This window comes from Neisseria dentiae (assembly GCF_014055005.1).
Classification (GTDB): domain Bacteria; phylum Pseudomonadota; class Gammaproteobacteria; order Burkholderiales; family Neisseriaceae; genus Neisseria; species Neisseria dentiae.
This window is the reverse complement of record NZ_CP059570.1, coordinates 2,323,156-2,344,440: the sequence shown is the minus strand read 5'-3', so window position 1 is coordinate 2,344,440 and position 21,285 is coordinate 2,323,156. Positions and strand designations below refer to the sequence as shown.

Annotated in this window: 27 protein-coding genes; 22 read left to right on the top strand and 5 right to left on the bottom strand. The window is 45.8% G+C overall.

Going from position 1 to position 21,285, the window contains the following annotated elements; all coding sequences use genetic code 11:
* Positions 1-5 precede the first annotated feature (5 nt).
* The 3 genes from H3L92_RS10975 to H3L92_RS10965 all read right to left on the bottom strand — a co-directional run bounded on the left by H3L92_RS10975 (position 6) and on the right by H3L92_RS10965 (position 3,333).
* Complete coding sequence (locus tag H3L92_RS10975; RefSeq protein WP_085366772.1) at positions 6-1,433, bottom strand: cryptochrome/photolyase family protein; 1,428 nt, start codon at positions 1,431-1,433, stop codon at positions 6-8.
* A 148-nt stretch (positions 1,434-1,581) separates the two neighbouring features.
* On the bottom strand, positions 1,582-2,766 hold the full coding sequence (locus tag H3L92_RS10970; RefSeq protein WP_211276426.1) for an exonuclease domain-containing protein: 1,185 nt from the start codon (positions 2,764-2,766) through the stop codon (positions 1,582-1,584).
* 138 nt (positions 2,767-2,904) lie between these two features.
* Positions 2,905-3,333: a surface-adhesin E family protein gene (locus H3L92_RS10965; protein ID WP_085366773.1), complete on the bottom strand. Its 429-nt coding sequence runs from the start codon at positions 3,331-3,333 to the stop codon at positions 2,905-2,907.
* A gap of 188 nt (positions 3,334-3,521) precedes the next feature.
* On the opposite strand from H3L92_RS10965, the gene recQ reads away from it, so the two are divergent.
* Positions 3,522-5,351 (top strand): DNA helicase RecQ, encoded by a 1,830-nt coding sequence (gene recQ / locus H3L92_RS10960; protein WP_085366774.1) that lies wholly within the window; start codon positions 3,522-3,524, stop codon positions 5,349-5,351.
* Positions 5,352-5,701: 350 nt separating this feature from the next.
* Here the strand turns inward: recQ and rsmD are convergent, their stop codons facing one another.
* Positions 5,702-6,253, bottom strand: a complete 552-nt coding sequence (gene rsmD / locus H3L92_RS10955; protein WP_085366775.1) for a 16S rRNA (guanine(966)-N(2))-methyltransferase RsmD — start codon at positions 6,251-6,253, stop codon at positions 5,702-5,704.
* An 88-nt stretch (positions 6,254-6,341) separates the two neighbouring features.
* Here rsmD and H3L92_RS10950 point away from each other — a divergent pair, with 88 nt between their 5' ends.
* The 21 genes from H3L92_RS10950 (at position 6,342) to H3L92_RS10850 (ending at position 18,783) form a co-directional block, all read left to right on the top strand.
* Positions 6,342-8,033 (top strand): type IV secretory system conjugative DNA transfer family protein, encoded by a 1,692-nt coding sequence (locus H3L92_RS10950; RefSeq protein WP_085366776.1) that lies wholly within the window; start codon positions 6,342-6,344, stop codon positions 8,031-8,033.
* A 189-nt stretch (positions 8,034-8,222) separates the two neighbouring features.
* Entirely contained in the window at positions 8,223-10,025 is a 1,803-nt protein-coding gene (locus H3L92_RS10945; protein ID WP_115336238.1) for a hypothetical protein, read from the top strand.
* 10 nt (positions 10,026-10,035) lie between these two features.
* Positions 10,036-10,455: a UCP033725 family protein gene (locus H3L92_RS10940; RefSeq protein ID WP_245945437.1), complete on the top strand. Its 420-nt coding sequence runs from the start codon at positions 10,036-10,038 to the stop codon at positions 10,453-10,455.
* Between the two features lie 42 nt (positions 10,456-10,497).
* The gene (locus tag H3L92_RS10935) at positions 10,498-10,683 is read left to right on the top strand and encodes a hypothetical protein (protein WP_085367155.1); all 186 of its coding nucleotides are present in this window, start codon (positions 10,498-10,500) and stop codon (positions 10,681-10,683) included.
* 11 nt (positions 10,684-10,694) lie between these two features.
* The gene (locus H3L92_RS10930; protein WP_169710499.1) at positions 10,695-11,102 is read left to right on the top strand and encodes a UCP033725 family protein; all 408 of its coding nucleotides are present in this window, start codon (positions 10,695-10,697) and stop codon (positions 11,100-11,102) included.
* A complete protein-coding gene (locus H3L92_RS10925; RefSeq protein WP_085367154.1) occupies positions 11,095-11,352 on the top strand; it encodes a hypothetical protein in 258 nt (85 codons plus the stop codon). The genes H3L92_RS10930 and H3L92_RS10925 overlap by 8 nt, the downstream gene beginning before the upstream one ends.
* Positions 11,353-11,362: 10 nt before the next feature.
* Positions 11,363-11,776, top strand: a complete 414-nt coding sequence (locus H3L92_RS10920; protein WP_245945436.1) for a UCP033725 family protein — start codon at positions 11,363-11,365, stop codon at positions 11,774-11,776.
* A 43-nt stretch (positions 11,777-11,819) separates the two neighbouring features.
* Positions 11,820-12,011, top strand: a complete 192-nt coding sequence (locus H3L92_RS10915; protein WP_085367153.1) for a hypothetical protein — start codon at positions 11,820-11,822, stop codon at positions 12,009-12,011.
* An 11-nt stretch (positions 12,012-12,022) separates the two neighbouring features.
* The gene (locus tag H3L92_RS13440; protein WP_245945424.1) at positions 12,023-12,469 is read left to right on the top strand and encodes a UCP033725 family protein; all 447 of its coding nucleotides are present in this window, start codon (positions 12,023-12,025) and stop codon (positions 12,467-12,469) included.
* 130 nt (positions 12,470-12,599) lie between these two features.
* Positions 12,600-13,442, top strand: coding sequence for a hypothetical protein (locus H3L92_RS10905; protein WP_143824378.1), 843 nt, complete (start codon positions 12,600-12,602; stop codon positions 13,440-13,442).
* A gap of 15 nt (positions 13,443-13,457) precedes the next feature.
* The gene (locus H3L92_RS10900; protein WP_085367151.1) at positions 13,458-13,868 is read left to right on the top strand and encodes a UCP033725 family protein; all 411 of its coding nucleotides are present in this window, start codon (positions 13,458-13,460) and stop codon (positions 13,866-13,868) included.
* A 42-nt stretch (positions 13,869-13,910) separates the two neighbouring features.
* Positions 13,911-14,333, top strand: a complete 423-nt coding sequence (locus H3L92_RS10895; RefSeq protein ID WP_085367150.1) for a hypothetical protein — start codon at positions 13,911-13,913, stop codon at positions 14,331-14,333.
* Positions 14,334-14,343: 10 nt separating this feature from the next.
* Positions 14,344-14,757, top strand: coding sequence for a UCP033725 family protein (locus H3L92_RS10890; RefSeq protein ID WP_169710498.1), 414 nt, complete (start codon positions 14,344-14,346; stop codon positions 14,755-14,757).
* A 40-nt stretch (positions 14,758-14,797) separates the two neighbouring features.
* Positions 14,798-15,229, top strand: a complete 432-nt coding sequence (locus H3L92_RS10885) for a hypothetical protein (protein ID WP_085367149.1) — start codon at positions 14,798-14,800, stop codon at positions 15,227-15,229.
* Between the two features lie 11 nt (positions 15,230-15,240).
* A complete protein-coding gene (locus H3L92_RS10880; RefSeq protein ID WP_245945435.1) occupies positions 15,241-15,678 on the top strand; it encodes a UCP033725 family protein in 438 nt (145 codons plus the stop codon).
* 134 nt (positions 15,679-15,812) lie between these two features.
* A complete protein-coding gene (locus H3L92_RS10875; RefSeq protein ID WP_085367148.1) occupies positions 15,813-16,364 on the top strand; it encodes a hypothetical protein in 552 nt (183 codons plus the stop codon).
* Between the two features lie 11 nt (positions 16,365-16,375).
* On the top strand, positions 16,376-16,789 hold the full coding sequence (locus H3L92_RS10870) for a UCP033725 family protein (protein WP_245945434.1): 414 nt from the start codon (positions 16,376-16,378) through the stop codon (positions 16,787-16,789).
* A 43-nt stretch (positions 16,790-16,832) separates the two neighbouring features.
* Positions 16,833-17,477, top strand: a complete 645-nt coding sequence (locus H3L92_RS10865; protein ID WP_115336237.1) for a hypothetical protein — start codon at positions 16,833-16,835, stop codon at positions 17,475-17,477.
* Positions 17,478-17,480: 3 nt separating this feature from the next.
* Entirely contained in the window at positions 17,481-17,894 is a 414-nt protein-coding gene (locus tag H3L92_RS10860; RefSeq protein ID WP_115336236.1) for a UCP033725 family protein, read from the top strand.
* Complete coding sequence (locus H3L92_RS10855) at positions 17,887-18,168, top strand: hypothetical protein (RefSeq protein WP_147286729.1); 282 nt, start codon at positions 17,887-17,889, stop codon at positions 18,166-18,168. The genes H3L92_RS10860 and H3L92_RS10855 overlap by 8 nt, the downstream gene beginning before the upstream one ends.
* A gap of 201 nt (positions 18,169-18,369) precedes the next feature.
* Positions 18,370-18,783, top strand: a complete 414-nt coding sequence (locus tag H3L92_RS10850) for a UCP033725 family protein (protein ID WP_169710496.1) — start codon at positions 18,370-18,372, stop codon at positions 18,781-18,783.
* 58 nt (positions 18,784-18,841) lie between these two features.
* On the opposite strand, the gene topA is transcribed toward H3L92_RS10850, so the two are convergent.
* Positions 18,842-21,151, bottom strand: coding sequence for a type I DNA topoisomerase (topA, locus tag H3L92_RS10845; protein ID WP_085366991.1), 2,310 nt, complete (start codon positions 21,149-21,151; stop codon positions 18,842-18,844).
* Positions 21,152-21,285: the final 134 nt, after the last annotated feature.

The window sequence follows — 21,285 nt, the reverse complement described above, 5'->3', positions numbered from 1 at the left end:
GGTTTTCAGACGGCCTTTTCAGGCTGCTTGAAGAGAGCCAGTGCCCGCAAACGCTGTTCGCCGTGGTTAACGATGGGGGGCGGGTAGCCGTGGGTGCGTATGCTTTCTTTCGCCAGCCACGGGGCGTGGATAACGTCTTTGCCCAAGTGCGCCAGCTCCGGCACATGGCGGCGGATAAAGCGGCCGTCGGGGTCGAACTTCTGCGATTGCAGCACGGGATTGAAAATGCGGAAATACGGCTGCGCGTCGCAGCCCGTGCCGGCCGCCCACTGCCAGCCGCCGTTGTTGGCGGCCAAATCGTAGTCAATCAGCTGCTCGGCAAACCACGCCTCGCCCAGGCGCGGGTCGGTGAGCAGGTCTTTCACCAGAAAGCCCGCCGCCAGCATACGCAAACGGTTGTGCAGCCAGCCGCTGCCGGCCAGGCAGCGCATGGCGGCATCGATAATCGGGTAACCGGTTTGCCCGTTTTTCCACCGCTCGAACCATTCGGCTTTGCCCGGCCAGGCCAGATTGCGGTATTCGGGGCGGAAACTTTCCCGCGCCGCGTTCGGGTGGTGGTAGAGCACCTGCTGGAAAAATTCGCGCCAAATCAGCTCGCCCAGCCATGCCGATGCGCCTTCGCTGTCGTGTTGTCGCGCGAGATAAACCAGATGGCGGGGCGAGAGCATACCGTGGGCGATATAGGGTGAAAGGCGGGCAGTGCCGCTTTTGGCGGGGAAATCGCGCTCGAGGCGGTAGCACCCGATATGGTTGAGAAACCGCCCTAACTGCGCCTGCGCGGCTTCTTCGCCGCCGGCAAACAGGGTGGTGCGCTCGTCGGGGCCGATGCCGAGGGCGGCAGGATCGGGCAGCGGCGGGGCGCGGCGGGCGGATTCGGGCAGGCGCGTTTGCAGTGCGGCAAGGTCGTGCCAGTTGTCGGCGGGCGCCCAGGTGCCGAAACGTTGGGCATAGGTTTGCAGCCAGGCGGTTTTGTAGGGTGTGTAAACCAGATAGGGGCGGCCGGTATGCGTCATCACGGCGGCTTTGGGCAGCACGGCAAAATCGTCAACCTGCACGAGTGCTCGGCCCGAGCGGTCGAGTGCGCGGCTGACGGCGTTGGTTTCTTCCCTGCCTTGCGGCTCGTAGCTTTCGGCGCACACCACGGCCTCGGCGGCAAGCGTTGCGGCCAGCTGCGGAATTTCGTTTTCGGCGTGCCCGTGCAGCACATACAGCGGCACGTTTTTGGCCGACAAGGCCGCTTGTAACGCCGCCACGCTGTCGTAGATAAAACCCAAACGGCGCCCGTTGCGCGCGAGGGCGGCCTCTTCGGCGGGGGCGAACACAAACACGCCCGCCACGGGCAGGCCGCGGCGTATGGCGGTTTGCAGGGCGGTGTTGTCGAACAGGCGCAAGTCGCGGCGGAACCACACCAGCGTAATCGGTTGAGCAGTCATAGGCCGTCTGAAAGGTTGGCGGTGCGGTTATTGTAATGGGTTTTTGTAAAGCTTGACCACCGGTAGTGGTTTGTGTGAAGAATTTTGAGTAATGGGGTGGTTAGAACATTAGGTCGAAACCTTTGCAAAATTTATTTATGCAATAAAATTACTTCTCAATATCTAGATGCTTCATCATTTCACAAAACACCAAACAACTAGAAACCGACCTTAATTTATCTATTTTCATATTTAATTTGTCAGCAGTGCACGACAAATTATATAAACCATTTTCCACTCCCAAACTATTCAAGTTGTAGAATACTTCATTTACAGATAACTCAATAAAATCAATTTCAGGCAATCCATATTTCTTATTTTCAAGATTGATGTTCTTTATTGTATTATTATTGATACAGAATACTTTTTTACTATCTAGTAAACTAAATACCAATTCATATAATTCATCCCACTTAGGAAAGTTTGAGAATTCAGCCGCTGATTTACCAATGAATTTCAAATATTTTGTATTGTCTGATATTTTTCTTTTTGGACAAACAAATGTATCAAGTAAAATGTTTCCCTGAGTGTCAATAATACCAATTTCAAGAATATTTTGACTTTTTATATTTCCTGAAACATTGAAACCGACAACAACTGCATCATCAAAAAGAAGAGAAGTTTTCCTTTTAAATTCATTGATCACTTCTTCTCGCATCAATTCAGGTGAATTGACGCCATTAATTGACTTCAAAACAGATAAAGTTGCCTTACAGTCCGTCAATGCCCTATGATTTTCTCCGCTAAATTTGTTTCCAGTAAACCTAACTGCTTTATATAATGACTGTTTGTGATACCGGCCAGGAAATGTATAACTTTTCTCACCATACCATTCGGAATAATGGTTCATCGCACAAAATGCAGTATCAATAGGAGCCTGTAAATCATATTTATCACAGGTTTGGCGAATCAACCTTAAATCAAAATCTGCATTATAAATAACCACCTGCTTACCGGATAAAATTTCAACTATTCTTGGATACATTTCTTTCCATGTTGGTGCACCATCTAACATTTCATTGGTAATGCCGTGAATCCGAACCGCTTCACACCAGTCAGGCATAGGCTTAGATGGCCTAATTAACGTATTCAGTAAAACATTGTCATCTATATCAATGATTGCAATTTCAATAATCTCTGCGTCATCATCAAGTCCCGTCGTTTCGGTATCCAAAACGACATAGTTATCGAATAGATCATTTTGATTATTTGCTGGCAGCGCATTTCCTCTTTCTTTTCTGAAAATCATCCAGACAGCAGTAATAGCAAAGACCAAAACTACAAACAATAGCATTATATTCCCCTTGTGATATTAATAGCGTTTATATCAACATTTTAAACTTAGGTCTTTTAGTTTTGTCTTTTGAACTTTACAAATATTTTAAGCCGTCTGAAAACGTTCAGACGGCCTTTCAAGCATTCGGTTTGCGGGTTATTGCCCGCACACCATTTCAAACTGTTTTTCGTTTACCGAGCCGCCGATGATGCTCATGGGGCGGATGCCGGCGGCGGTGTAGGTTTGGTTCAGCAGCACCGTGCCTTTTTCGTCCAGCAGTTGCAGGGCGGTTAAGCGGTAGGTTTTGTTGGTGCAGTGCATTTCCCAAGTGCCGACGGCGGTTTTATATTTGGGCGTGTTCACATAGCGTTCTTCATCGGTTTTCTGCACCACTTTGCGGTCGCGGAAAGTAACCAGGTTGCCGTTTTTGCGGATGCTGGCCTTATCGATATAAGCCCGGATGTTGCCGTTGGAAGTGGTGCCGATTTTTTCCCAACTGCCGCTCACCGAAGGGCCGGACGTGCCCGCACAGGCGGCCAGCAGCAAGGCAACCGCTGCGGCGGCGGAAAAGCGAAAAGCGTTCATAAATTCCTTTCAGACGGCCTTATCTGCCGCTCGGTTAAAACTGCATAATGTTAAGCCTTTTTATGTGAGGCGGCAAAAAAATAAACAAAACCGTGTAAAAAAAGCCACTTGAATTTTCAGACGGCCTGTTGCGAAAAACGTTAAAATACCCACTTTCCGCCCGTTACGCCCTTTTGCGAAAGCCGCCCATGCCCCAAACCGCCGCCCGAATTTTGCACGATGTGTTCGGCTACCCCGGATTCCGCGGCAGCCAGGCCGAGATTGTGGACACGCTCGCTGCGGGCGGCAGCCTGCTGGTGCTGATGCCCACCGGCGGCGGCAAATCGCTGTGTTACCAGATTCCCGCGTTGATGCGCGAAGGCGTGGCTGTGGTGGTGTCGCCGCTGATTGCGCTGATGAACGACCAAGTGGCCAACCTGCACGCCGCAGGTGTGGCGGCGGCCAGCGTGCACAGCGGCACTTCGCCCGACGAAGCCCGGCAGATTGCCGACGATATACAGTCGGGCCGTCTGAAACTGCTTTATGTTGCGCCCGAGCGCCTCGTTAGCGAGCGTTTTCTGCGCTTTCTAGACCAACACCCCGTCAGCCTGTTCGCCATCGACGAAGCCCACTGCGTGAGCCAGTGGGGGCACGACTTCCGCCCCGAATATCAACAGCTCGGCATTTTGGCCGAACGCTACCCCAATGTTCCCCGCATCGCGCTTACCGCCACCGCCGACGCCGCCACCCGCGCCGACATCAAACACTACCTGCATCTGAACGATGCGCCCGAATTTATCGCCAGCTTCGACCGCCCCAACATCTATTACCAGGTTATCGAAAAAAACAACGGCAAAAAACAACTGCTTGATTTTATTACCAAGCAGATGGCAGGGCAGAGCGGCATCGTTTACTGCCTGAGCCGCAAAAAAGTGGAAGACACGGCAGCCTTTCTGTGCGAACACGGCCTCGACGCCGTTCCCTACCACGCCGGCCTGAGCATGGAAACGCGTGAAGCCAACCAGCGGCGCTTCACCCGCGAAGACAACATTATCGTGGTGGCCACCGTTGCCTTCGGCATGGGCATCGACAAACCCGACGTGCGCTTCGTTGCCCACCTCGATATGCCGCAGAGCGTCGAGCATTTCTATCAGGAATCCGGCCGCGCCGGCCGCGACGGCCTGCCCGCCGCCAGCTGGCTGTGCTACGGCCTCAACGACTGGGTGGTTCTGCGCGAACGCATCCAAACCGGCGAGAGCAGCAGCGAGCAGAAACAAATCGAGCTGCAAAAACTCGACGCCATGCTTTCCGTGTGCGAAACCGCCGCCTGCCGCCGCGTGCTGCTGCTGCAACATTTCGGCGAGCAGAGCCAACCCTGCGGCCATTGCGACAACTGCCTGCACCCGCCCGTGCGCTTCAACGGCACCGTGATTGTGCAGAAACTCTTAAGCTGCGTGTACCGCGTCGGCCAGCAGTTTGCCGCAGGCTATGTGATTAACGTGCTGCGCGGCAAAAACGACGACTGGATCGCCCGCAACCGCCACCACGAATTATCCACCTTCGGCATCGGCGCCGATTTTAGCGACAAAGAATGGCGCGGCATCGTCCGCCAGTGCATCAGTTTGGGCTATCTCACCGTCAACCCGCTGCACCACCAGGCGCTGGTGCTCACCGAAAAGGCCAAAGCCGTGCTCAAAGGCAGCGAAGAAGTGTGGCTGCGCCCGCTCAAGCGCGAAAAAGCCGCCACGCAGAAACCCAAAGAAGAATGGCTGCGCACCGAGCGCGAAGAGCGCATCTGGCAGGCGCTGCGAAGCTGGCGGCTGGCGCGCGCGCAGGCAGAGGAAGTGCCCGCCTATGTGGTGTTCGGCGACAAAACCCTGCGCGACATCGTTGAAAAACTGCCCGCCACGCCAAGCGATCTGCACGACATCTACGGCATGGGCGAAGCCAAAATCAACAAATTCGGCAGCGACATCATCGAGATTTGCCAAACGTTTATCCAAAACGATCAGGCCGATACCTTTGCAAAACTACCTTGAGGCCGTCTGAAATGCCTAAATTCCGTCATTCCCGCGTAGGCGGGAATCCAGTCGTTTTTTTGTAAACTATTGAAATAAAATACTTGATGGTTTAAAGGCTGGATTCCCGCCTACGCGGGAATGACGATAATCAGATGTTTCAGACGGCTTGAGACCTTTGCAAAAATACGTTTCCATACTGAATTCATTTATGCTTCGTCATGCCTGTGCTCAACCCGGTTATCTGTTATTTCTTTTGAAACAACAAGATGCTCGGGTCAAGCCCGAGCATGACGCAAGTGTTTTAAGGTATCGAAAAAATTTTGCAAAGGTATCGGCCTAAACGGCTTGCAAAGACCTCATTCAGTGATTTAACTATATTCCAACAAAGCAAACTTGCTCATCCCCGCCTTGCCTTCGCGATACGGCGCAAGCCAGTCGGGAAACGGCGGCAGGCTGCCCGCTTCAATATAAACCATCGCCCCGATATTCAGACGGCCTTGCAGCAACGCAAACAAATCCGGCCATTGCTGCCAGCTGAAAGGCGGGTCTAGAAATACCGTGTCGAACGTTTCGCCGCAATGTTTCAGATAAAGCAGGCCGTCTGAACACACGGTTTCAACCTGTTTCAAACCCAGATCGCGGATATTGCCCTCAATGGTTTGCAGCGTGCGGCGGTTGTTTTCCACCAGCACCACCGAAGCCGCATTGCGCGAAGCCGCCTCCAGCCCCAGCGCGCCGCTGCCGGCAAACAAATCCAACACGGCCTGGCCGGTTAAATTCTGCCCAAGCCAGTTGAACAAACGCTCGCGCACACTGTCGGGTGTGGGGCGCAGGCCGTCGGCATCGTTGAAATGCAGTTTCCTGCCGCGGCAACTGCCGCCGATGATGCGGATCTGGTTTTGGTGTTTGCTGTGTTTCATGGTAATGTATTACAGTTAAATGGCAAATAAATCATAGAATGTCGGTGAGCATCACTGATATTCTGAATGGCATAAAAGGATGTTTAAAATGATATTGACTTTAAGGCAGAAAATCCTGCTTGCCCTATTATTTTTATTTATGGCTTTTTTTATAGGGACTTATTTTTCAGGTTGGATTTTGTTATTGTGGATTAAAAATAATGATAGTTTGAGCTTTATCACGATTTTCAAGTATTTGTATTACTATGGCGGGCATGCGTCTTATGGGACGACGGTTATGGTATCGGCTGTTTTAGGGTACGGTATAGTATTCCTGTCGACATTCGGCTTGATTTATTTTGTATTGTTCCGCAACAAGCACAATTTATATGGAAAAGCTAGATTTGCAAAGTCATCGGAGTTAAAAAAAGCCGGATTTTTCAAATCAAGCAATACCGGCATTGTTGTTGGTAAGAAAGACGGTAAATATCTTTTTTACAGCGGCCAGCAATTTGCCCTGCTCGCAGCACCTACACGCTCTGGTAAAGGTGTGGGGATTGTTGTTCCAAATCTATTGAGTTATCAAGGATCAATTGTTGTACTGGATATCAAACAGGAGAATTTCAAACTTACCAGTGGCTTTCGCCGCCAATATGGGCAAGAAGTTTATTTGTTCAACCCGTTTGCGGAAGATAAGCGCAGCCACCGCTGGAATCCCTTAAGCTATGTTTCCACCGATCCGAATTTCCGTGTTTCCGATTTAATGAGTATTGCCAATATGCTTTATCCGATAGGTGAGAACCCTAAAGATCGCTTTTGGCTTGGCCAGGCACAAAACGTATTTTTGGCATTGGCACTATTTTTATTCGAATCAAGTGAAAACGATAAAAAACTTGCTTCTACATGTACTATGGGAGAGCTGCTCCGTACTGCTTCGGGGGACGGAGGTGACTTGCGTGAATATTTTCAGGGGTTGGCTTCTTTGCCTTTTCTCAGCGAAACCTGTAGAACGGCATTTGCGGGCATACTTGGTCAAGCAGAGGAAACATTCGGCAATATCATGGCAACTTTCAAAGAGCCTTTACTGCCATGGTTGAATCCCGTAGTCGATGCGGCAACAAGCGCAAATGATTTTCTGCTGACAGACGTCCGCAAACGCAAAATGACAATATACATTGGTGTCCAACCCAATAAACTGGCTGAGTCACGGTTGATTATTAATTTGTTTTTCAGCCAATTGATTAATCAAAACACCAAAGAACTCCCTCAAGACAACACGGATTTAAAATACCAATGCCTGTTGCTGATGGACGAATTTACTTCAATTGGTGCTGTTGACATTATTGCAAAATCAGTAAGTTATATGGCAGGTTACAATATCAGGCTCTTTCCGATCATTCAATCGCTGGCACAGCTTGATGCCGTATATGGTAAAGAAGTCAGCCGAACGATTGTTACCAACCATGCGCTACAAATAATCTACACACCGAGGGAGCAACGGGATGCCAACGAATATTCGGAAATGCTGGGTTACACGGCGGTGAAGAAGGCCAATACCACAAGAGGCACGGGCCAGCAGAGTATCAATGTCGGTGAAGAGCGCCGCTCACTGATGCTACCGCAAGAATTGAAAGCCATGCCTAATACCAAAGAAATCTTTATTTATGAAGGGCTGGAGCATCCTGTAATGTGCGATAAAATCCGATATTATGAAGATTCTGTGTTTGCTAAACGGGTGGTTAAAGAAGCCCCTGTTCCCGATCTGATAATACAAGTACAAAAAACAGCTGTTAAAACCTGAAGCCGGATGAGATAGCAGATTTTTCATCACGAACCCGAATTTTTGATAAATCCAAGTATCAGGCCGTTTGAAAACAAGTAGTGCAGTTTCTGCAAAACTGAAAGTTTCAGACGGCCTAAATGATTGAACTTCCCATAAAAGCCGTTGTCCTAAGCCGGAATCACCAAACAGTCACAGGAGCCTTTAAATATGGAACTTTCATTCGGGCGTTCCCAAAGCCTGAGCCAAGAGCAGCAATTACAGCAGCAGATGGAGCGGCAGCAGCAGCGGGAGCAGGAAATAGAACAAAGCATACCGAAGCTGAAACAGGAAGCGGCAGGGCTGTTTAAAAGCAACGAAGAAGTCCGCAGCGCAGTTTCCCGCTATACGCCCGAACAGCAGGAAGCACTGAGCAGCGCGGTTGGAGAGGCCGCGGCCAGGGCAGGTGCCCGCAATCCCCATATCACCGGCATACGGGTAGACGAAGACAACAACATCGTCGGCAGGGTCAACAAACACTACCCGTTCAAAACCAATATAGACCAAGCCGTTGCCACCGCCCGCAGGACAGATATGCCGGAAGAGGTCGTAGAGCTGCCCAGTATCACCGTTGTAGGCAAACGGCGCACGCCCAAAGAGCAGGAACAAAACATATGGGACCAAGCCGGCAGCTGGCTGGACAAAAACCTTGCCGAGCCGGTAGCCGAAGGCTACCGCAACTATATCAAAGAGCCGCTGGCCGAAGCCGTTAAGATAGAAGAAGACGACTGGGAGATTACCCGCAGCTTCAAACGCGGTGCCACCGCAGTAGGCGGAGCCGCACTGAGCGCAGTCGAATCGGTAGGGGAAGGCATAACCGAAACAGGCAGGCTGGCCAAAGAAGGCGCATCGCTGCTGCACGACAAAGCCGCGCTGGGGCTGGACAGGCATATAGACGTACTCGACGATAACGAAGCCCGGGCGGCACAGGAGCGTACCGACAGCCGCGAGCAGGCCATAGCACAGACATGGGAACACACCAAAACCACCGCCCAAGAATATTGGAACAACCCCGAACAACTGAAAACAGACCTTTCAGACGGCCTCGAAAGCATGAAGGCAGGGGCGGAGCGCTGGCAACAGGCAGTGGATGCTGCCGATCTGCACCAAGCGGTGGAAGAGAGCAAGCCGGTAACCGATATAGCGGGGATAGCGCTGGGCGGTCTGGGGGTAGCCAAAGGAGCCGGCGCATTGAGCAGGAAGATGGCGCGGGAAGCAGCGGAAGAGGCGGCGGAAAGGGCACGGGCGGAGCTGCATCGTGATAACCTGAAAGACATAGGCGATTGGGGCCGGGACAAAGGGTTGCCGCAGGAAAGCTTTGTATATAAAAACCTGCCCGACTCGCTAACGCGGGAGAACCTGCAATTCGAAGAATTCAAAAACCTGACGCGCACGCATATGGACGATATGACGGAGGAGCAGGTCGGACAGATGAAGCGGATACGGGACGACGTTCCGCCGATTACCCGCGATACGGTGGTAACGAAAGTGATGCCTTATGAGTATCTGGAGGGGTATCTGAAAGCGGATAATCCGTACAATACCATCGGCGGTTTTGTTGCCCGACAAGCTGACACAGGGCATTTAGCCGGACAGGATTTAAAGCAGACCATCGATAATTTTGCTCTGGATTATAAAAAATGGGACGGTTCGGATTCCGATTTTGTTCAGGCTTTAAGCAAAGGGGAAAACCGTTATATTCTGTTTGAAGGAAGATTAAACGAGCCGCATACGGCCGAAATACCGCGTGGCGAGCGTTTCGGCGGCAGGCATACCGATGCGCTGCCGTGTACGTTAAATGGGTTTATTGCGTGCCGTTCAGATGAGATTATTCCGGAATTTAAATTTGAAAGAGAGAATGCGCAAACTCCTGAAAACGGTTCGGTGATTTGGGTAATTGAAAACGGAGAAAAGCGTAAGGCGGCGGTGTTTGATCGAAATGAGATGAAATTCGTACCTTATGATGGTAATTGAAAGGAAAATTATGATTCGTAATGATACATATACAATATATCATGATAAAGAATATAGGATATGGAATAATCAAGGATTAGGAAACTTAGTATCATATGATGCTTCTGACTTAAATAATGGTTTTGCTGAATATAAACCTGAAAAACAACTTAATCCAAGAATTTTTGTCAAGATGGTCTCTCCGGAAGAAGTGGGAGAGGTTTATTCAATCAAACCATATTGCCTGTATCAAGGTTATGAATTTTTCATTCTTAGGGAAGAAAATGGCCATTATATTTTATCTGAAAGCCACACGGTTACAGGTGGGCCGTTAATCGAAAAATTCGATTTTAAGAGGGTGGGGAAATACGAATATGAAAAAGCAGTGAAAAAAGAAGATGTCGATTTGGTTTATGAGAAAAAGACACTGATGCCTAATTTTTTCAAATAGCCAAAAATGCCTGTCTGAAAATTTTCAGACAGGCATTGTACATTGAACGGCTTTATTGCCTGCCGCTCGGATGAGATATTACCTGAATTTCATGTTTATGGAGACGATCAATATCCTGCCCACGGTTCGGTAATTTGGGCTGTTGAAGACGGGGTGAAGCGGAAAGCGGCGGTGTATGATGATGAGAAGAGAAGATTTATGATTTACGACGAAAATCAAAATAAATAAAGGATGGAGATATGTCAATAAGATATGATTTTTATACCATATATCATGGTAAGGAATATAGGGTTGTAAACAGAGATGGTTTTGCAAGGCTAATATCACATGATATAAATGATTTAGAAAATGGTTTTGTGGAATCAGAACCGTACAATGGATTGAGATATTTTATTAAAATGGTACCTCCATCCGAAATAGGAGATGTTTATAAAATTTCAACTTATGCGCTTTACCAAGGATATGAATTTTGGATTAGATGGGCAGGCGATGGAAATTATATTCTAAAAGGAAACAATAATACGGCTTTAATGGAAAAACTGGATTTCAAACGTGTTGATAAATATGATTATGAAAAAATCGTAAAGCAAGAAGATGTTGATTTAGTTTATGAAAAGAAAACGCTGCTGACAGATTTTTTTGATTGATATAAAAGGCCGTCTGAAAAATAATTTTCAGACGGCCTTTATTTATTATCTTGTTATGGGTATTTTGAACGGATTTATTGCCTGCCGTTCGGATGAAATCCTGCCTGAATTCGAAGTTAAAACTAAGGAAAATTCCCCGCAATATCCGACCCACGGTTCGGTGATTTGGGCTGTTGAAGACGGGGTGAAGCGGAAAGCGGCGGTGTATGAGTTTAAAGATAAGAGATTTGTTCCGTATATTGAAGAGTAAGGATATTGATATGGCTATCAGATATGACATATATACTGTATATAAAGGTAAAGAGTACCGTATAGGTAGAGTGGACGATCATTATGAGATTGTAGGCTATGACCCGGGTGATTTGGATTTAGGGTTCATTGAATACAAACCTGAGAGGAAGAGTAACCCGAGAATTTTTTTCAAAGAAGTTTCCCCATCCGAAATAGGAGATGTTTATGAAATTTCAACTTATGCGCTTTACCAAGGATATGAATTTTGGATTAAAAGGGAAGAAGAAAACAGGTATCTTCTCAAAGGTAATAAAAATATCACATTAATGAAAAAATTAGATTTCCAACGAGTTGATAAATATGGCTATGAGAAACTAGTAAGAAAAGAAGATTTGGATTTGATTTATGAAAAAAAGACACTAATGCCTAATTTTTTCAAATAGCCAAAAATGCCTGTCTGAAACTTTTTCAGACAGGCATTCTATATTGCCATGTACTTTAAACGGTTTTATCGCGTGCCGTTCGGATGAGATTATTCCGGAATTTAAATTTGAAAGAGAGAATGCGCAAACCCCTGAAGACGGTTCGGTCATTTGGGTGATTGAAAACGGTGAGAAGCGTAAGGCAGCGGTGTTTGACGGTGAGAATAAACGTTTTTTCCCATACAATAATGAATAAGGATATTGAAGATGACCATTAGAAATGATACTTATACCATGTACAAAGGTAAGGAATATCGTATTTTATATCATGATGGAATGGCTAAATTAGTTTCCAAAAATGCTGAGGACTTAGAAAAAGGATTTGTTGAAAAAGTTTATGATGCAAAGCAATTCAAATATACTCCTAAACAATTAGCAGAAAAAATTTATACCTTGATAGTTCCTCCTAATGAAGTGGGAGAAGTTTATTCAATCAAACCATATTGCCTGTATCAAGGTTATGAATTTTTCATTCTTAGGGAAGAAAATGGCCATTATATTTTATCTGAAAGCCACACGGTTACAGGTGGGCCGTTAATCGAAAAATTCGATTTTAAGAGGGTGGGGAAATACGAATATGAAAAAGCAGTGAAAAAAGAAGATGTCGATTTGGTTTATGAGAAAAAGACACTGATGCCTAATTTTTTCAAATAGCCAAAAATGCCTGTCTGAAAAATTTTCAGACAGGCATTTTGTTCGGTAGACAGCTTCGGTTATTTCGGAGGGTTTGGGGAACGCCAAAGAAGGTTTCGAACGGTGGCATCAGGCAGTCGAAGCCGGTGATTTGAACCGCGCGGTGGAAGAAGGCAAACCCGCCGCCGATATTGCCGCCGCGGCGCTGGGCGGGGCGGGACTGGCCAAAGGCGGCATCAGCCTGAGCCGCAAAATGGCGGAAGAAGCCGCCGAGAGGGCACGGGCGGAAACTTACCGCAGCAATCTGCAAGACATAGGAGAATGGGGTCGGGACAAAAACCTTGCGCCGGAAAGCTTCGTTTACCAAAAACTGCCCGACTCGCTGACGCGGGAGAACCTGCAATTCGAAGAATTCAAAAACCTGACGCGCACGCATATGGACGATATGACGGAGGAGCAGGTCGGACAGATGAAGCGGATACGGGACGACGTGCCAATGATAGACGATAATACCGTCGTAACGAAAGTGATGCCTTACGAATACTTGGACGGTTTTATGAGTGGTAGGAATACCCAAATCGGCGGTTTTGTTGCACGGCAGGCGGATACGGGCCACTTAGGCAGTCAAAATCTGAAGCAGACGATTGATAATTTTGCTTTGGATTATGAGGGTTCAAAATTCACAGAGGCAGCGGCAAATGGGCAAGACCGGTATTTGATATTTGAAGGCAGGTTAACCGATACAAGCGAAGACGGTTATTTAGATATTCCCATGGGTAGCCGCTTTGGAGGTCACCATAAGGATGGACTTCCTTGTACACTGAACGGGTTTGTAGCTTGTCGATCTGATGAAATTCTGCCTGAATATAAAATATTAAAGGATGGACGCTATCCTGAGCATCGTGCAACGATTTCTATTGTAGAGGATGGTATAAAGCGGGAAGTTTTGATGTTTGATGAGAAAGAGATGAGATTTATTCCTATGAATGATTAAGGAAAGGATATAAAAGTGAGTGTTAAATCAGGAAGATATGCCATATATAATGGAAAAGAATATCGAATATCAAAAATTGATGGGCATTATGAAATTATTTCAAATGATGAAAAAGATTTGGAAAAAGGCTTTATTGAATATAAGCCAGAAAAGAAGTTGAACCCCCGAATTTTTTTTAAAATAGTAATTCCATCTGAAATTAAAGAGGTTTATGCTATAAATACGTATGCAATATACAAAGGATTTGAATTTCCGGTTAGATATGAGGAGGAGGGGGAATATATTTTGGTTGCGGATTATAGTCCTTTGATTGAGAAATTACAGTTTGACCGTGTGGATAAATATGGCTATGAAAAAAAAGTAAAAAAAGAAGAATTAGATTTGGTTTTTGAGAAAAAAACCTTAAGGCCTAATTTTTTCAAGTAGTCCCAAAATGCCTGTCTGAAAAAGTTTCAGACAGGCATTTTCATGTGCAATACCATCGGAGGTTTTGTTACGCGCAAAGACGATTACGGCCATCTGATGGGGCAGAATCTTGAGAATACCTATAAGCATTTGGCATTGTATTATCCGGATTCGGTCTATACCAAGGCGTTGGAAAACGGGCAGGACAGGTATTTGGTGTTTGAAGGAAGGCTGACTAAACCCAAGCAATCTGAAATCCCATACGGAAATCGGTTCGGCGGTAACAATGAAACAGCCCCACCTTGTACATTAAACGGCTTTATCGCTTGCAGATCGGATGAAATCTTGCCTGAATTTGAAGTAGACGGTAAAAAGAATTATCCCGAAGACGGCTCGGTAATTTGGGTGATTGAAAACGGTGAGAAACGTAAGGCGGCAATATATAATTTCAAAGATAAAAAATTTGTTCCATTCACGGAAGAGTAAGGAAATTTAAATGGCTATTAGAAATGATATTTATACATTGTACAAAGGAAAAGAATGCCGTATAGGAAGAGTAGATGGGCATTATGAGATTGTTTCCTATGAGGCAGAATCGTTAGATATGGGTTTTACGGAATACAAGCCTGAAAAGAATCTGAATCCGAGAATTTTCTTTAAGATAGTCTCTCCAGAAGAAGTGGGAGAAGTTTATGATATTGGAACCTTTGCAATTTATCGGGGCTATGAATTTTGGATTGAACTTGAATGGCCTGATGAATATGTACTGTTAGGTAATAATAATTTAGTACTTATGAATAAATTACAATTTAAACGAGTAGATAAATTTGAATATAAGAAAATTGTCAAAAAAGAAGACGTTGATTTGGTTTACGAAAAGAAAGAGTTGATAACGGATTTTTTTGATTGATACAAATGCCTGTCTGAAAAGTTTTCAGACAGGCACTTTCATGTGTAATACCATCGGCGGTTTTGTTACGCGCAAAGACGATTACGGTCACCTGATGGGGCAGGGTTTGCAGGATACTTATAAGCATTTGGCACTGGATTATTCCGATTCGCCGTATACCAAGGCGTTGGAAAACGGACAGGACAGGTATTTGGTGTTTGAGGGGCGGTTAACAAAACCCGAGCAGTCCGAAATTCCATATGGGAAACGTTTTGAAGGTGTACATGAAACTTTATCGCCCTGTACATTAAACGGGTTTATTGCCTGCCGTTCGGATGAAATCCTGCCTGAATTCGAAGTTAAAACTAAGGAAAATTCCCCGCAATATCCGACCCACGGTTCGGTGATTTGGGTTATTGAAGATGGAGTAAAGCGGAAAGCGGCGGTGTTTGATGGTGAGAAAAAGCGTTTTTTCCAATATATTAATGAATAAGGATATTTGATATGGCAATTAAGAATGATATTTATACTACATACAAAGGTAAAGAATATCGTGTTTTATATCATGATGGAATGGCTAAACTAGTTTCAAAAAATGCTGAGGATTTAGAAAAAGAATTTATTGAAAAAATTTATGATACTAAACATTTAAAATATACCCCCGAAGACTTAGCCGAAAAAATTTACACCTTGATAGTTTCTCCTGAAGAGGTAGGAGATGTTTATGAAATTGCAACATATGCTTTGTATCAAGGCTATGAATTTTGGATTAAGCATGAATCGGAAGATACTTATCTTTTGAAAGGCAATATCAATACGGCATTGATGGAAAAATTAGATTTTAAAAGGGTAGATAAGTATGATTATGAAAAGAGGGTTGATAAGAAAGATGTAGAGTTGGTATATGAAAAGAAAGAGTTGATAACGGATTTTTTTGATTGATACAAAAGCCTGTCTGAAAAGTTTTCAGACAGGCTTTTGTTTGGTAGACAGCTTCGTTTATCGGAACCTGTCCGGTTTGCTGACGCGGGAGAACCTGCAATTCGAAGAATTCAAAAACCTTGACGCGCACGCATATGGACGATATGACGGAGGAGCAGGTCGGACAGATGAAGCGGATACGGGACGACGTGCCAATGATAGACGATAATACCGTCGTAACGAAGGTGATGCCTTACGAATACTTGGACGGCTTTATAAGCGGCAGGAATACCCAAATCGGCGGTTTTGTTGCACGGCAGGTGGATACAGGCCACTTAGGCAGCCAAAATCTGAAACAGACGATTGATAATTTTGCTTTGGATTATGAGGGTTCGAGGTTTACCGAGGCAATGGCCAACGGACAAGACCGCTATTTGATTTTTGAAGGTAAGTTAATGGAGACTCAAGGATTAATAGATATTCCAAGAGGTTATAGATTTGGAGGTAAACATCAGAACTTACCACCATGTACTTTGAATGGTTTTATCGCTTGCCGCTCTGATGAAATATTACCCGAGTATACAATTTTAGAGGATGGAAGATTTCCTGAACAAGGTTCAACTATTTCAGTAATTGAAAATGGGATAAAAAGAAAAATTTTGAAGTTTGATGATGAAGAAATGAAATTCATACCATATAAAAATTAAATAGGAGTTAAATGATGGCCTTAAGAGATGCCTTTTATACTATTTACAAAAGTAAAGAGTACCGCGTAACAAGGAGAAATGGACTTGCTCATTTAATATCAAATGATCCAAACGACTTAAATAATGGATTCATAGAACGTAAACCTGATGAAAGCTTAAATCCGCGCATTTTTGTAAAAACGGTAACCCCATCAGAGATTGGTGATATTTACGAAATTTCTACTTATGCGTTATTTCAAGGGTTTGAATTCCCTATTAAATATGAAGAAAATGGAGAATATATTTTAGTTTCTGATTATAATCCATCGGTTGAAAAATTAAACTTTATTCGTGTGGATAAGTATGAATATGAAAAAACAGTAAAAAAAGAAGAATTAGATTTAATTTATGAGAAAAAAACCTTAAGGCCTAATTTTTTCAAGTAGTCCCAAAATGCCTGTCTGAAAAATTTTCAGACAGGCATTTTGTTTGGTAGACAGCTTCGTTTATCGGAACCTGTCCGGTTTGCTAACGCGGGAGAACCTGCAATTCGAAGAATTCAAAAACCTGACGCGCACGCATATGGACGATATGACGGAGGAGCAGGTAGGCAAGATGAAGCGGATACGGGAAGATGTGCCGCCGATTACCCGCGATACGGTGGTAACGAAGGTGATGCCTTATGAGTATTTGGAGGGGTTGACGAGTGGAACGCACAGCAAGATAGGTAGCTTTATAGCCAGGCAAGTTGATACAGGGCATTTGCAGAATCAAAATCTGAAGCAAACCATTGAAACTTATGCTTTAGACTATGATAAATCGTTGTTTGTTGATGCATTGAAAAGAGGAGAAGACCGTTATTTATTGTTTGAAGGTAAATTAGTAACGCCTAATCAGTCAGTTATTCCATATGGAGAAAAGTTTGGTGGAAATGTAAAAGATGGGTTGCCATGTACTTTAAATGGGTTCATTGGATGTCATTCAAATGATATTCTTCCTGAATTTAAGGATGAAATAGGACAATACCCTAAGAAAGGCTCTACAATTACTTTGATTGAAAATGGAGAACGAGTAAAACAATGGGAATTTGATGATAAAGAAAATACTTTTTTAATTAGAGAAAATAAGGATTAAATTATGAGTTTAAGAGATGCAATGTATACTATATATAAAAATCAAGAATATAGAGTTAATGAAAATAATGGAAATGCTGAGTTAATTTCTAACGATATAAATGATGTAAAAAAGGGTTTTACTGAATATAAGCCTGAGAAAAATTTAACCCCTAAAATATTTACAAAAATAGTAGATTCTTCTGAAATAGGTGATATATATGAAATTAAAACCTATGCTCTTTATAAAGGATTTGAGTTTCCAGTAATCGGTAAAAATGATCAAGGCTATATTTTATTTTCTGGAGGATATAGTGAATTAATGGATAAGTTAGAATTTTCCCGCACCGATAAATATGGATATGAAAAAATTGTAGAAGAAGAAAATTTAGATTTAATTTATGAGAAAAAAACACTAATTACAGATTTTTTTGATTGATACAGATGCCTGTCTGAAAAATTTTCAGACAGGCATTTTCATATGCAATACCATTGGTAGTTTTGTTACGCGCAAAGACGATTACGGCCATTTGATGAGGCAGGATTTGCAGGATACCTACAAACATCTGGCACTGGATTATTCCGATTCGCCGTATACCAAGGCATTGGAAAACGGGCAGGACAGGTATTTGGTGTTTGAGGGTAGGATAATGGAGCCAAAACAGTCTGCTATTCCGCGAGGGGAAATGTTTGATGGTGATTATAATACCTAGCAGCCTTGCACATTAAAACGGATTTATAGCCTGCCGTTCAGATGAAATATTACCTGAATTTCATGTTTATGGAGACGATCAATATCCCGCACACGGTTCGGTGATTTGGGCTGTTGAAGACGGGGTGAAGCGTAAAGCGGCGGTGTTTGATGCCAAAGAGGAAAAATTTGTTCCACATACTGAAAGATAAGGATACTTGCAATGGCGATTAGGCATAATTTTTACACGATGTATGAAGGTAAAGAGTACCGTATAGCAAGAATAGACGGACACTATGAAATTATTACCAATGATGTAGAGGCATTAAATTCGGGTTTTATAGAATATAAGCCTGAAGAAAACTTAAATCCGAGGATATTTTTCAAAATGGTTTCTCCGGAAGAAGTGGGAGATGTTTATAAAATTTCAACTTATGCGCTTTACCAAGGATATGAATTTTGGATTAAATGGGCAGGCGATGGAAATTATATTCTAAAAGGAAACAATAATACGGTCTTAATGGAAAAATTAGACTTCAAACGTGTAGATAAATATGATTATGAAAAAATCGTAAAGCAAGAAGATGTCGATTTGGTTTATGAGAAAAAAACACTACTGACAGATTTTTTTGATTGATAAGAAGGCCGTCTGAAAAATAATTTCAGACGGCCTCTTCATTTAATCGCCACTACCATCACGCTTTCGGTGCGGGCGGTTCGATTTGCTCTTTCCAGCCGCATTCTTTCTGCGGGCAGACTTTTTCCACACCCCAGCGTTTGGTGGTTTTGATGGTTAACACCGGCCATTGGCATTTGGGGCAGGTTTCGGCCACGGGCGGGTTCCAGGTGGCGTAGTTGCAGTCGGGGTAGGTGCTGCAACTGTAAAACAGTTTGCCGTAGCGTGATTTGCGCTCCACCAGATGCCCTTTTTTGCATTGCGGGCATTCGACGCCGGTGTCTTTGGGTTTTTCCAGCGGTTCGATGTGCTTGCATTTGGGGTAGTTGGCGCAACCGATGAATTTGCTGCCGGTGCGGCTGTATTTGTAAACCAGTTGTCCGCCGCATTTGGGGCATTGGCGGCCTTCGAGTTCGGCCTGCTCGGCGGCTTCCTGTGCGGTGCGTTCGGCTGCCTCTTCGGCGGTTTCGTTAACGTTGCGAGTGTAGCTGCATTCGGGGTAGCCGGCGCAGGCAACGAAGCGGCCGTTGCGGCCGAACTTGATTTGCAGTTTGTGGTTGCCGCATTTGGGGCAGGTTTCGTCGAGCTCTTGGGTGGTGAACTTGGCGCGCTCGATGCCTTCTTTTTCTTCAACCTGTTTGTGGAAGCCTTTCCAGAATTTGTCCATCACCGGTATCCACTCGCGTTTGCCGCTGGCGATTTCGTCGAGTTGGTCTTCGAGCTTGGCGGTAAAGTGGTAGTCGACGTATTGGGCGAAGTGTTCGGTGAGGAATTTGTTGACGATTTCGCCGGTGTCGGTGGGGGTGAAGCGTTTTTGCTCAAGGGTAACGTATTCGCGGTCTTTGAGCGTGGAAATGATGCTGGCGTAGGTGGAAGGGCGGCCGATGCCGAATTCTTCGAGCGCTTTAACGAGGGTGGCTTCGTTGAAGCGGGGCGGCGGGGTGGTGAAGTGTTGTTCGCCGTAGATGTTGTCGACGGGCAGGGTTTCGCCTTTGGCCATTTCGGGCAGTTTTTTGTTTTCTTCGCCTTCGTCTTCGTCGTCGGTGCTTTCTTCATACACGCTTAAGAAGCCGGCAAAGGTTTGCACTTGGCCGGTTACGCGGAAGATGCCGTCGCCCACGGCGATATCGACGGTGGTTTGGTCGAATTTGGCAGGAGCCATCTGGCAGGCAACGGTGCGCTGCCAGATCATTTGGTAGAGTTTGAACTGGTCGGCGGTGAGAAACGGCTTCACGCTCTCGGGTGTGCGGTACACCGAGGTGGGGCGGATGGCTTCGTGCGCTTCTTGGGCGTTTTTGGATTTGGTTTTGTATTGCTTGGCCGCGGAAGGCAGATAGTCTTTGCCGATTTTGTTTTCGATGTAGTGGCGGATTTCGGTGAGCGCTTCGTCCGACAGGGTTACGCTGTCGGTACGCATATAGGTAATCAGGCCGATGGCACCCTGGCCGACGTCGATGCCCTCGTAGAGCTGTTGGGCGGTGCGCATGGTACGGTCGGTGGTCATGCCGAGTTTGCGCACGGCATCTTGCTGCATGGTGGAGGTGGTGAACGGCGCGGCGGGGTTGCGGCTGCGCTTTTTCTTTTCGATGGCGGCAACGTGCGCGTTTTTGCCCTGCAAGGCGGCGAGCACTTCGGCTTGTGCGGTTTCAGACGGCAGCGAGAATTGCTCGAGTTTTTCGCCTTTGTATTGCACCAGTTTGGCGGTGAATTTGCTGCGGCCTTTGTGGCTGTCGAGATGCAGCGTCCAGTATTCCTGCGCTTCAAAGGCGCGGATTTCGTTTTCGCGCTCGCAAATCAGGCGCAGGGCGGGGCTTTGCACGCGGCCGGCCGAAAGGCCGCGGCGGATTTTTTTCCACAACAGCGGCGAGAGGTTGAAGCCGACCAGATAATCGAGCGCACGGCGGGCCTGCTGGGCATCGACGAGGTTGGTTTCGATGCCGCGCGGGTGGGCGATGGCTTCGAGCACGGCGTTTTTGGTGATTTCGTGAAACACCACGCGTTGCGGGTTGATGTTTTTCAAGCCGCGTTTGGTTTTGAGGATTTCCTGCAAATGCCATGAAATGGCTTCGCCCTCCCTATCCGGGTCGGTGGCCAGATAGAGGTTTTCGGCTTCTTTGGCGGCGGCGACGATGGCATCGACATGTTTGGCATTGCGGGCAACCAATTCGTATTTCATGGCAAAGTGGTTGTCGGGGTCGACCGCGCCGTTTTTCGGCACCAAATCGCGCACATGGCCGTAGGAAGCGAGAATTTCAAACTCGCTGCCGAGGTATTTTTTCAGCGTTTTGGCTTTGGAGGGCGACTCTACAATCAAAAGGTTTTTTGCCATGGTCGGTTTCCTGAATGTTGTCAAACAAGCAAAATCAAAATAGTTTGTGTTTCAGACGGCCTGAAATGAGGCCGTCTGAAAATATTTTATGGTTGTGCGGCGCGGCGGTTCCGGTGGCTTGCCGCCGCTGCCTA